The 11,836-nt window shown below is 76.0% G+C and carries 11 protein-coding genes; 4 read left to right on the forward strand and 7 right to left on the reverse strand.

The window, feature by feature from the left end:
• Positions 1-15: 15 nt before the first annotated feature.
• Entirely contained in the window at positions 16-426 is a 411-nt protein-coding gene (locus CFLA_RS14540; protein ID WP_013118092.1) for a TIGR03618 family F420-dependent PPOX class oxidoreductase, read from the reverse strand.
• Between the two features lie 82 nt (positions 427-508).
• Positions 509-1,156 carry a DUF2238 domain-containing protein gene (locus CFLA_RS14545; protein WP_013118093.1) on the reverse strand — a complete coding sequence of 216 codons (648 nt, stop codon included), beginning with the start codon at positions 1,154-1,156 and terminating at the stop codon, positions 509-511.
• A gap of 246 nt (positions 1,157-1,402) precedes the next feature.
• On the opposite strand from CFLA_RS14545, the gene CFLA_RS14550 reads away from it, so the two are divergent.
• Entirely contained in the window at positions 1,403-2,272 is an 870-nt protein-coding gene (locus tag CFLA_RS14550; protein ID WP_013118094.1) for a formate/nitrite transporter family protein, read from the forward strand.
• A 64-nt stretch (positions 2,273-2,336) separates the two neighbouring features.
• Here the strand turns inward: CFLA_RS14550 and CFLA_RS14555 are convergent, their stop codons facing one another.
• From CFLA_RS14555 to CFLA_RS14570, 4 genes are all read right to left on the reverse strand, one after another.
• Positions 2,337-2,750 carry a peptidoglycan-binding domain-containing protein gene (locus CFLA_RS14555; protein WP_013118095.1) on the reverse strand — a complete coding sequence of 138 codons (414 nt, stop codon included), beginning with the start codon at positions 2,748-2,750 and terminating at the stop codon, positions 2,337-2,339.
• 134 nt (positions 2,751-2,884) lie between these two features.
• On the reverse strand, positions 2,885-3,964 hold the full coding sequence (locus CFLA_RS14560) for a hypothetical protein (RefSeq protein ID WP_013118096.1): 1,080 nt from the start codon (positions 3,962-3,964) through the stop codon (positions 2,885-2,887).
• 111 nt (positions 3,965-4,075) lie between these two features.
• Positions 4,076-5,290 (reverse strand): hypothetical protein, encoded by a 1,215-nt coding sequence (locus CFLA_RS14565; protein WP_013118097.1) that lies wholly within the window; start codon positions 5,288-5,290, stop codon positions 4,076-4,078.
• Positions 5,287-6,429 (reverse strand): polysaccharide biosynthesis protein, encoded by a 1,143-nt coding sequence (locus CFLA_RS14570; RefSeq protein ID WP_052302729.1) that lies wholly within the window; start codon positions 6,427-6,429, stop codon positions 5,287-5,289. Before CFLA_RS14570 ends, CFLA_RS14565 begins: the two co-directional genes overlap by 4 nt.
• Positions 6,430-6,574: 145 nt before the next feature.
• On the opposite strand from CFLA_RS14570, the gene CFLA_RS14575 reads away from it, so the two are divergent.
• The 3 genes from CFLA_RS14575 to CFLA_RS14585 all read left to right on the forward strand — a co-directional run bounded on the left by CFLA_RS14575 (position 6,575) and on the right by CFLA_RS14585 (position 8,827).
• Positions 6,575-7,120 (forward strand): MOSC domain-containing protein, encoded by a 546-nt coding sequence (locus tag CFLA_RS14575; RefSeq protein ID WP_013118099.1) that lies wholly within the window; start codon positions 6,575-6,577, stop codon positions 7,118-7,120.
• A 138-nt stretch (positions 7,121-7,258) separates the two neighbouring features.
• On the forward strand, positions 7,259-7,948 hold the full coding sequence (locus tag CFLA_RS14580; protein WP_013118100.1) for a YceI family protein: 690 nt from the start codon (positions 7,259-7,261) through the stop codon (positions 7,946-7,948).
• A gap of 120 nt (positions 7,949-8,068) precedes the next feature.
• Positions 8,069-8,827, forward strand: coding sequence for a helix-turn-helix transcriptional regulator (locus CFLA_RS14585; protein WP_013118101.1), 759 nt, complete (start codon positions 8,069-8,071; stop codon positions 8,825-8,827).
• A gap of 15 nt (positions 8,828-8,842) precedes the next feature.
• Here the strand turns inward: CFLA_RS14585 and CFLA_RS19155 are convergent, their stop codons facing one another.
• Entirely contained in the window at positions 8,843-11,836 is a 2,994-nt protein-coding gene (locus CFLA_RS19155; RefSeq protein WP_013118102.1) for an AfsR/SARP family transcriptional regulator, read from the reverse strand.

Genomic DNA, 11,836 nt, shown 5'->3' on the forward strand with positions numbered 1-11,836 from the left:
CACTGCTCCGTGGTGTCAGTCCTGCTTCGCCGCGCCCCAGCCGTGCCAGTGGTCGATCTCGACGCGCACGGACACGCGCGGGCGGTCGCGCACCGGGTACGGCGCGCCGCCGTAGTGCGTGGAGAGCCGGTCGATGTCGACGAGGTCGACGTCGTCGACGATCTCCACGACGCGGCCCTGCACGCTGACGTGCGTGTACCAGCTCTCCTGCGACAGCGCCGTCAGCGAGACCTCCGGGTGCGCCCGCAGGTGCTGCAGGCGCGCGCGTGCCGCGTCGAGGTTGAGCAGCACGCGGCCGTCGTCCTCGACGAGGTACCACGTGGCGACGGTGACGGGGTGCCCGTCGGGGTGGATCGTCGCCATGACGGCCGGGTTCGGCTGCGCGAGCAGCGCGGCGACGTCGGCGGGCAGGGGAGGCTTCGGCACGGCGGTCTCCTTCCGGCGGCAGGACTGGCACCGCCATCCTCCCCGACCGCCCGCATCATGCGTGCGGCGGGTCGGGACGTGGTCAGACCTGCGCGCGGACGTGGACGGAGTGGTCGCCGGTGCGACCACTCTCGTGGGTGGCGGCGGGCTCGTCGGCAGCGGGGGCCGAGCTGCGCCGACGGCGGCAGAGCCAGAGGCCCGCGACCGCCGAGCCCAGGCCGCCGGCCACCAGGTCGCCGATCGTGTCGGCGTAGCCCACGTAGATCTCGGGGTCGAGGTACGTGTGCCCGACGTACTCCCCCAGCTCCCACAGCACGGCGAGCGCGAGGCCCAGCGACGTGGTGACGACGACGGCGCCCACCTTGTCGGCAGCCGAGGTCGCGGCGTGCGGGTCGACGACGGCGGTCGTCCACCGGGCGAGCAGCAGGTGCCCGACAGCCGCGACGAGACCCGTGACGACGAGGTGCACCGCGAGGTCGAGCCACGCGACCGCCTGGTAGAGCTGGAGCGCACTGGACCAGGCCGCGACGAGCAGGCCGACCCCGTACGCCGTGTCGAGAGTCCGCGACGCCCTGGCGACGAGCGGCACCACGAGCCCCGCGAGGACGAGCGCGAACAGCGCGACCTCGACGGGGCTGCGCACCAGGGCCACGAGCACGCTCAGCACGCCGAGAACCCGCACCACACCGCCCGGTCCCGCGATCAGTCCACGCACCGCCGTCGCCGCCATGCCGCACCTCCGCGTCCCGCGCCGGAGCGTCCGGAGCTGCCGCGACCGTACGTCGGTGCAGGCCACCGCGCATGTCGAGGGGGCGCGCACCCGTCCGACGCACATCTCACAGCCCGCCCGTGCGAGGTGAGCGCAGACGGCAACCCGACCGGCACAGCCGACGAACCGCCCCGTAACGGCACGCTCCTAGCGTCGGTACCCGCACGGCCGCGTCCGCGGCCGCGAACCGTCGTCCGGGGGCCACCGATGTCCTACGTCAAGCCGTCCGACCTCGTCACGTCGCTCGTCGACGCGGGCGAGGCGAAGATCTTCATGTCGACCCGCGACACGCTGCTGCGCGCGTACATGGCCGGCGCGCTGCTCACGCTGGCGGCGGCGTTCGCGGTCACCATGAGCGTGCAGACCGGCTCGCCGCTGATCGGGGCGCTGCTGTTCCCGGTCGGCTTCATCATGCTGTACCTGCTGGGCTACGACCTGCTCACCGGGGTGTTCGTGCTGGCGCCGCTCGCGTGGCTGGACAAGCGGCCCGGGGTGACCGCGCGCGGGGTGCTGCGCAACTGGGGCCTGGTGTTCCTCGGCAACTTCGCCGGCGCGTTCACGGTCGCGGTCCTGATGTCGATCGTCTTCACGTACGGGTTCTCCACGGAGCCCGACGCGGTCGGCGTCGCGGTCGGTCACATCGGCGAGGGCCGCACGCTGGGCTACGCCGAGCACGGTGCGGCGGGGATGCTGACGCTGTTCGTCCGCGGCGTGCTGTGCAACTGGATGGTGTCGACGGGCGTGGTGGGCGCGATGGTCGCCAAGGACGTCCCGGGCAAGGCCATCGCGATGTGGATGCCGATCATGCTGTTCTTCGCGATGGGCTTCGAGCACTCGGTGGTCAACATGTTCCTGTTCCCGACCGGTCTGATGCTCGGCGGGGAGTTCACGGTCATGGACTACCTGGTGTGGAACGAGATCCCCACGGTCCTGGGCAACCTGGTCGGCGGGCTGACGTTCACCGGCCTGGTGCTGTACGCGACGCACGGGCGCACCGCCGCCACGCGCCGGCGGGACGTCCCGGAGCCGGTGGCGTCCGCCCTCCCCCAGGACGAGCCGCGCGAGCAGCTGGTCTGACACGGCGTCCCGGCCGGCTCGCCGGCCGCGCGCCCTCGACCGGGGCGGGCGGCCGGCGCCGTCGTCAGAACTTGTTGCAGATCGAGCCGTACATGCTCTCGCCGCCGTAGAACCGCATCGTGCCGCGGGTCTCCGGGCCGTAGATCCCGTCGACCTCGATCTTCTTCTTCGTCTGGAACTTCTTCAGGACGTCACGGGTCTCGTTGCCGAAGCTCTTGTCCACGGCGAGCGAGTACTTCTCGCACGTCTTCAGGGCCTTCTGCAGCGCCCACACGGCGTTGCCGTAGTTGCCCTTGCCGAGGATGCAGTCCGGCGTGGAGCCGTTGACCGGCACGAAGCGCGCGTACGCACCGCTGCTGTACTGCTTGTAGGCCGTGCAGGAGCCCAGGCCTGCCGCGGTGCTCGCGGGCGCCGTGGCGACGAGCGCGCCGGCGGCGACGAGGACCGTGGCGAACGAGGCCAGGATCTTGTTCTTCATGTGGTTCCCCTCTGCGGTGTGCGGGTCCCGGGAGGTCCGGGCAGCCCGCGACGGCACGCCGCGGCTCTGCGGCGTGGCGTCGTCTCGGCACCGACGGGCCCACGGGTGGCCGGCCGGCTGTGCGCGTGGACGCGCTAGTCGGTGGACGTCGCGGCGAGCAGCTCGTCGAGCGTGTCCCGGTGGTCGGCGACGAAGTCCGCCTGGACCCGGGCGAGCACGTCGACGTAGCGGGCGACGAGATCGGTGCCGGCGCGGCAGTCGTAGTCGGCCACGGCGATGGCGTGCTCGGCGTCGGACCCCACGAGGTAGCGGCTCTCGATCGGGATCTCGGTGGTCGGCATGTCGCGGTGCGCGGGGTCCGTCGTGCCGTCGACGGCGGTGCCGATCGCCAGGTCGAACGCCTGCAGGGGCCCACCGGGCCAGCCGACCCCGAGGTCGTCGTCAGGCCTGCGGACGTCGTACCCGGCATCCTCCATGCACTGCGCCCACTCCTCGAGGAGCGCGGCACCCTCCGGGTCGGCGTCGACCCCCCACGCCGCGACGAGCTGCATCTGGGAGACGATCTCGCGGTGGGTCTGCGACACGTCGGACGTCGTGGGCTGTGCGCCGACCACCTCGAGCACGGCCTGCCCGTGGCACCCGAGGTCGCTCTCCGAGGCGCCGCCCATCGACTCCAGGTACGCCTCCTGGGCGGACGGGGCCAGGTCCGCCAGGTAGGCGTTGTTGACGTCGACCTCCTCCATGGCGGCCAGCTCGGCCTCGCCCGCCTCGACGTCGTCGGTGCCGTAGCCGAACCTCTCGGCGTCCGCGCGGTCGGCGGGGAGCACGGGCATCCAGACGACACCGGAGCGCCACGTCATCTGCTCCTCCGGCTCCCGGTACTCGGCCGGCACGTACTCCCACCCCTCGTCCTTCATGCAGGCGGCGACGAGCTCCTCGACCGCGCGGAACTCCGCCTCGCCGAGAGCCTCGCCGCCGTCGAGGACGCGCGTGGCGGCCGCGGCGAAGGCGGAGAAGGGCAGCTCGCGCTCGACGGCCAGGGCCGTGGACGGGACGGGCGCACCGTCCGCACGTACGACGGCCGCAGGCGACGGCGCGGCGGTCGTGGTAGCGCTCCCGCCGTCCCCGCACCCCGAGACCACCAGGCCGACGACGGCCGCCACCACCACGGACGCCCGACGGCGGTACCGGCCCTCTACGCCCGTAGTGCTCATGGCGAGATGTCTACCGCGCGCCCGTACGCACCACACCGGCGTCTCGCACCTCAGGACGATCCGGGGCGAACCGGGAGTGACGCTCGTCACGCCACCCGGTGACCTGCGTGCTCAGCGGCGCGCCCACCAGTCCGTCGCCCGCGCCGGCCCCGGGCCCGGCAACCGCCGGACGACCTGCTCCCGCGCGATCTCGTCGGCCCACCAGGCGTCGTGCACGCGCAGCACGCCCGAGCGGCCGGTGCGCACCGCCACGGCCAGGTGCACCAGCACCCCCAGCGGCAGCACGACCAGCGCCCGCACCAGCACGTGCACCGGGTGCAGCCACACGACGACGTCCGGCCCCGAGCGCGTGCGCACCGCGCTGAGCAGGCCGTGCACCAGCAGCCCGGCCGCGAGCGCCGCCGGCGCACGCAGCACGCCCCACCACAGCAGCGGGACCGCCGCGAACGACGCGACGAGCGGACCGAGGCGCAGCCCCGGGTGCCGCACGGCGAGGTGCACATTGACCACCGCGAGCCGGAACGCTCCGGCAGCCTCCACCACACGCCTGGCCCACCAGTGGCGCACCCGCCCCGTGCCGCGCCCCAGGGCACGGGCGTCGAGGTGCCCCACACACAGCCCGCGCGCCGCCGCGAGCACCGCGAGCTCGGCCTCGTCGCCGGGTCCGAAGCACGTGTGCCGCCGCAGCAGGTCACCGTGCACGGCGCGCCGCGCCACGTGGGCACCACCCCGGGCGAGCCACGGCGCCCGTCGCCGCCGACGTGCGACCAGCGCGTCCTCGACCCCCTGCAGGCGCGCGAGGACACCGTGCGGCGGCACGTCGGTCGTGACCGTCGCGAGGTCCAGCCCTGCGGCGACGAGCTCGCCGACCAGCTGCGCGGGCGGGCGGGCGAGGGACGTGCCGGGATCCAGCACCACGACGTACCCGCTGGTGAGGACGTCGTGCGCGGCGCGCAGCAGGCCCGTGCGCGAGGTGCCGTCGTGCGTCGCGCCACCCGACCGCCGCGCCGCCCCGACGAGGTGCACACGGAACCCGTGCCGCCCCGCGGTGCTCCACAACCGCCGCAGGTACGCCGACGGGTGCGCGGCGGTCGCCACCAGCAGCACCCGCTCCCCCTCGTCGCGCAGGTCCTCGAGCATCTCCAGCTCGTGGACGTCGCCGCGCACGGGCACCACCACCGTGAGGTCCGCGACGGGCACTGGCGCGGGGCCGTGGAGGGCGGCCCCGCGCCGGGCGCGCAGGTGCGCGCGCAGGTCGGCCGCGAGCGCGAGCAGCGGCTCCGCCAGCAGCGTGAGCAGCAGCGCGACCTGCGCGAGCGTCGTCATGCCGGGACGGGTCCCAGCACGCGCAGCGCAGGGCCGGGGCCGCTGCGTGGGACGTGGTCGTCGGGCGCCTCGTCGTCGCCGAGGCGGGCACGCAGCCCGGCGAACTGCTCCCCGAGCAGTCGCCGCACGCCCGCCTCGTCCGCGTCGTCGGCCGCCGCGTAGAGCCGGGACAGGACGCGGTCGAACCCCGGTGAGCGCGGTGCGGCGCCGCTCCGCAGGACGCCGTCGAGGTCCGTGGGCCGCCACCGCTCGCTGTCCGCGACGAGCGTCTCGTGCCGCTTCTCCCCGGGGTGCAGACCGGTGACCGAGATCTGCGGCACCGGCAGCCCGGCGGCCTGCGCGTACCGGTGCACGAGGTCGACGACGCGCACGCGCTCGCCGGTGTCGACGGCGTACGTCTCACCGCCGCGCGCCAGCACCGCGACCTCCAGGAGGAGCGCCGCGGCCGCGTCGAGCGTCAGCAGGGAGCGCGTCGCGTCGGGATCGGTCACGGTGACGGGCAGGCCGGCGGCGGTCTGGTGGACGAGGGTGTCCCAGAACGACCCGCGGCTGCCCAACGCGGTGCCGAACCGCACCGACGCGCTGCGCAGGCCGCCCTGGTCGCGCACGACGAGCTCGGCGAGCCGCTGCGTCGCACCGAGGACGGTCGTGGGGTCGGCCGCCTTGTCGCTGGAGACGTGCAGCAGCGCGTGCACGCCGTGCGCGTGGGAGGCACGCACGACGTTCTGCGTGCCCCACACGTTGGTGAGGACGCCTGCGCAGCCGAACTGCTCGAGCAGCGCGACGTGCTTGAGCGCGGCCGCGTGCAGCACGACGTCGGGCTCGGCGCGCGCGAAGGCCGCGTCGAGGGCGCGCGCGTCGCGCACGTCCGCGAGCAGCACCGGGGAGCCGGGGGTGAAGCCGCCGCCGGTGAGCTCCAGCTGCTGCGCGTGCAGTCGGCTCTCGTCGACGTCGAGCAGGTGCACGGCGGCGGGACGCAGCGGCACGAGGCGCCGCACGAGCGCACCGCCGACGGACCCGGCGGCACCGGTCACCAGGACACGGCGCCCCGCGACGAGCGCGCGGACCGCGGCGCTGCCGGGACGCGGCTGCGAGGTCGGCAGGAGGTCCTGCGGCCGGGGCGGTCGGTACTGGGTCATGGTCGCTCTCGGTGTCGGGGACGCCGTCACCGCCGAGCGTATTGCCGGGTATGTCCGGTTCGCGTCGCGGGTCGCCCGGACCACCCGTTCGGAGTCGACCTTCCAGCCGTCCGGCCGACGGGGCGGCCGGCCCTAGGCTGTCGCGATGCCCCACCTGCTCGCCGTGTGCGTCGTGCACGCCCTGCTCCCGGACCCCGGCTCGGTCGGCGTGACCGCGATCGACAAGAGGCCCGTCGACGGACCCGTGCGCGTCGGGCGGTACGGCCTGCGCGGCGACGTGCAGGCGGACCGCCGGGACCACGGCGGCGAGGAGCGCGCCGTGTATGCGTACGGCGAGGACGACGCGGTGTGGTGGGCCACGGAGCTGGGCCGCGACCTGACCCACGGCTGGTTCGGCGAGAACCTGCGGGTCGCCGGGCTGGACCCGAGCGTCGCGCGTGTGGGCGACCGCTGGCGCGTGGGCGAGCACGTGGTGCTGGAGGTCACCGGACCACGCGTGCCGTGCGCGACGTTCGGCCGGTGGGTCGGGGGCGACGCGGAGCGTGGGTGGGTCCGGCGCTTCCGGGACACCGGGCGCGTGGGGGCGTACCTCCGCGTCGTGCAGACCGGCGCGGTGAGCGCCGGCGACCCGGTCGTCGTGGAGCACACGGCCCTGGACGCACCGACGGTGCGCGACGTCCTGGCGCGCTGACGCCGAGCCGCGCACCACGGCCGAAACGTTCCGGAATGGGACGTTTCGCCCAGGTGATGGTTGAATCTTCTCCGACGGCCGTGGCAGGGGGCATGCCGCGTACGGCGTCCGGAACGACGATCGACATGGGGACGACGAATGACCGAGCCGACCCGGACCGCGGACCGGCCCGTCCGCCAGTGGAACGGCCTGACGATCCCTGACCCGGGCACGTACGAGCTGGACCCGGCACACAAGCGGATCGGCTTCGTGGCGCAGCACATGATGGTCAGCCCGGTGCGCGGCGAGTTCGCGCACGCCGTGGCGACGATCTTCGTCGGGGAGGACCCGCTGCACTCGTCGGTCACCGCGGTGATCGCGACCGACAGCCTCACGACGCACCACGACGACCGTGACACGCACCTGCGCAGCGCCGACTTCCTCGACGTCGAGCAGTACCCGACGATCGAGTTCCGCAGCACCGAGGTCGCGTGGCGCGGCGAGCAGGACGCGATCCTGAAGTGGGCGCGGCTGCGCAACCACAACGCCGACCGCCGCCGCGTCTCACCCGACACGATCGAGCGTGCCGACCTCAACCGCATGAAGTTCGACGTGCGCGGCGACCTGCGCGTCAAGGGCGTGACGCGCGAGGTCACGCTGCGGATGGACTTCGGCGGCGCGCGCCGCGACCCGTTCGGCCAGGACATCTTCGGGTTCCACGCCACGACGGACATCGACCGCGAGGAGTTCGGCCTCGTGTGGAACGTCGCCCTCGAGGCCGGCGGCTGGCTCGTCGGCAAGAAGGTGCGCATCGAGATCGCCGGCGAGGCCGTCCACCAGGGCCGTTGAGGCCGCCTCGGCACGGACGCGGGCGGACACACCGCCCGAAGCGGGTGAAACCCCGCACGTTGAGCGCCTGTTGAGCGGGTGCGGAGGACGCGTTGAGACGGTGGCGCGACGCTCCTCGCCATGACCACCGCGTCCGTGCGCACGCTGCGCCCGCTCGAGTCCGCCCGCCCCGCGGGGACCGCGCTGCGCCTGCGCGTCGCCGTCCAGGGTGGCGACGTGCTGACCCGCGCCGGCCTGCGCGCCATCATGGACGGCCTCGCCGACGTGCAGGTCGAGCACGTCGAGGTCGACCGGCCCACCGACCTCGCGCAGGCCGAGGTCGTCTTCGTCCTCGAGGCCGTCACCGCGCGTGCGGTCGACGCCGTGCGCCGCCTCGCCGCGCGTCCCGGGTGCCGCCCGGTGCTGGTGGCCGGCGAGGTGAGCACCGAGGCCGTCGCGCTGGTCGTGCAGGCCGGTGCCGTCGGCGTGCTGCGACGCCGCGAGGCCACCGTCGAGAGCGTCGGCGCGCTGCTGCACGCGGTCGCGTCGGGCGAGGCCGTCGTGCCCGTCGACCTGCTCGCCGCACTGCTCCCCCGCACCCCCGCCGCGCCCGCGACGCGGGCGCCGCGCGCCACCCCGGCCCCGGGTACCACGTCGGGCCCGCGCACCGCGTCCACCGGGCGGGCCCCGGGCCAGGTCCTGGCGCTCACGGGCGTCGACGAGCGTGAGCGCCAGGTGCTGCGGCTGCTGGGCGACGGCGCGGACACGCGAGAGATCGCACGGCGGCTCTCGTACTCCGAGCGCACGGTGAAGGTCGTGGTGCAGGACCTCACGCGCCGCTTCGGCCTGCGCAACCGCACCCACGCGGTCGCGTTCGCCGTCCGCCACGGCCTGATCTGACCGCCCGGCAGGGGCTCAGCGCCCCGTGAGGGTGGGCAGCACGTGCGTCGCAGCACCGGCCCGCAGCGCGGGCGGCGTGCCGGACGCGACACCCAGCTCGCTGAGCACCGCGGCGTACTCGCGGCGGGCCGCAGCTGCCGCCGCCGGGCGGCCGTCGGCGGCGAGCCCTCTGACGAGGCGGCGCCACAGGTCGTCCTGGTACCGGTCGAGCGCGAGGCCGCGGCGCACGGCCGCGAGGGCACCCGACGCGTCGCCCCGCGCCGCCAGCAGGTCCGCGAGCGCCGCGCACGCCCGCACCACCGCGGCGCGCAGCCGCTCGCGCGGCCCGAGCACCCACTCGGCCGTCCCGTCCTGCGGCAGCAGCTCAGCCGCACCGTCCGCCACGACGCGACGCAGGGCGACGAGCGCCGCGGCCTCGTCACCCCTGTCGAGCGCGACGTCCGCCGCGCGCAGCGCGTCCTCGAGCGCCCGCACGTCGTGCACGGTGGTCCCGCCCCCCTCGAGCGCGTACCCCTGGTCGACGCGACGCAGCACCGCCCCGGCACCCGGGCTCGCCGCGTCGAGCGCGCGCCGCACGTCGCTGACGGCGACCTGCAGGGAGTGCTGCCCCCGCGAGGGCAGCCGACCGGGCCAGAACCACTCGACGAGGCGGTCGCGGTGCACGGGAGCGGGCGCGGCCAGCGCCAGCGCGCGCAGCAGTGCCGCGTGCTGCGGACGCAGTCCGGCGGTCGGCACAGCGACCCCGGCGACGGTCAGCCGGAACGTCCCCAGGCACTGCACGTCGAGCGCCCGCAGCACGGCCGTACCGCCCGCTGCGGTCGCGGCGGCGGCCGCGGGCGTACCGGCGACGGGGATCGGGGGCGCAGGTGCCGTGCGGGTGGCCGCACGGTGCGCGACGAGCCGCACCCACCCGGGGACCCCCGCGGCGCGTGCCGCCCGACCCCAGCGGTCCCGCGGCGCGTCGAGCACGGCGAGGACGAGCGCGAGCGGCACCGGACCGCTGCGCGCCGCGTCGGCCTCGAGCCCGTCGGGCGGCGGACCGTCGCCGCAGCGGGCACGGACCACGGCACCCGCCGCGCGGGCCCACGCCGCCAGCGCGGGCGCTCCCAGCGCCTCGAGCTCGTCGGCCGCGTCCCGCGCGACCACCACGGCGCGGCGGCGCGACGGGACCGCGGTGACGGCCCGCAGGGCGTCGAGCAGCCCGAGGACGGCCGCACCCCACGTGTCGCCGACGCCCGTGCAACGCTCGCGCAGGTGACGCAGCCCGTCGCCGACCGCCGGGTCGGCCGCGAGGTCGAGGCCGTCCGCCAGCCGCTCCAGCGCGGGCGCACCGAGCAGCCCGGCGGCGGTGTGCGCGCGCTCCCGCGCGTCACGCGCGCCACGGTCGTGCACGAGCGTGAGGGCCGCGGCCTCGCCCAGCAGCGCGAGCGCCTCCACGACCGGCGGGGTCCCGGCACGCCTGTGCACCACGGCGAACCGGCGCGCCGCGTCCCGTACGTCGCCGCCCACGAGCGCGGCGACGGCGGGCGCGAGTGCACGACCCACGTCGTGCGCGGCGACGTCCGCCGCGAGGCAGTCGCGCGGCCGGGCCAGTGCGCGGCGCACCAGCGCGACCCAGTACGTCGGCGCACCCGGCGACGGCTCCGCCCACGTGCGGACCAGGTGGCACTCCCGGATCACGAGCGTCCGGTCGGCAGCGGTCGCCGCGCGCTCCGCGGCGTCCCCGTAGGCCGCCAGGGCCCGCTCCGGCACGCCCTCGGCGAGGTGACGGCGCGCGACCGCGACCGCGACCCACGGGTCGTCGTCGCGGACCGCGTCCGGCAGGAGGTCGAGCCACGGCCCGGGACGGCGCGCGAGGTCCTCCCCGGCCAGGTGCAGGACGCGGCGCACGGCGTCCTCGTCCTGCGCACGGCACGACGAGCGCACGGCCTCGTCGTGCTCGCCGGCGGCGAGCGCGAGAGCTGCCGCCCGTCGGTGCAGCTCGCGCGCGACGGCCCCGCCCGCCCGCTCGGCGAGCGTGTCGAGCAGGTACCCGCGCACCACCTCGTGGCAGGCGTAGCGCGTGCCGCCGGCGTCGTCGACCGCCGTGAGCAACCCGTGGCGGTGCGCCGCGGCGAGCATCCGGGCGGCGCCGTCGGTGCCGAGCAGCGCGTCGCACCGCTCGGCGGACAGGCGCCCCAGGACGGACGTGCGCACGAGGAACTCGCGCAGCGAGACCGGCAGCGGGTCGAGCACGTGGCCCGCGAGGTAGTCGGCCACCGCGGGACCGCGTCCCGCACGCTCCAGCAGGCGGGTGCGCGAGCTCGCCGGCCGGTCACGCGTGGCCAGGTGGAACAGCTCGAGACCTGCCGCCCAGCCGTGCGTGCGCTGCGTGAGCTCGGCGACCTCCGCCGCGGGCAGCGGCGTCGCGTGGTGCCCGCGGAACAACTCGTCGACCTCCCACGTGCGGAAGCGCAGCGCCTCGCCGTCGACGACGCGCGCCGTGCCCGCGAGCCCCCTGCTCGGCACGCCGGGGTGCAGGCCGCGGCTGCCGAGCGCGAGCTGCAGACCGGCGGGCTGGTGGCGCACGAGCAGGTCGACGACCTGCGCGGCACGGCGCCGCTCGGCCGTGTGCACGTCGTCGAGCACGAGCAGCGCCGGGCCCGCGAGGCCGTCACCGAGCGCGGCGAGCGCGGCGTCCGCGGTGGGCCACGGCTCGTGCGGTCCGCGCCACGGCAGGGCCGCGCACGCGACGTGCAGGTGCCGCAGCAGCACCTGCGGGTCGTCGAGCGCGGGGTCGAGGGTCACCCACGCGACGGGCAGGCCCGCGGCCTCCGCGACGTGCGCCAGCAGCGTCGTCTTGCCGCACCCCGGGCCGGCGACCACGGCGACGAGCGGCGGCGCCGCGGCGCCGACGAGCCGGGCCAGCAGCCGCGGCCGGCGCAGCCCGGTCGGTTCCGGGCGCGCCAGGCGGGCGCGCAGCACCGGGACTGCTCCGGTGCTCGCGGGCACGTCGTCGGCCGCTCGCAT

It is taken from the genome of Cellulomonas flavigena DSM 20109, from assembly GCF_000092865.1.
Classification (GTDB): domain Bacteria; phylum Actinomycetota; class Actinomycetes; order Actinomycetales; family Cellulomonadaceae; genus Cellulomonas; species Cellulomonas flavigena.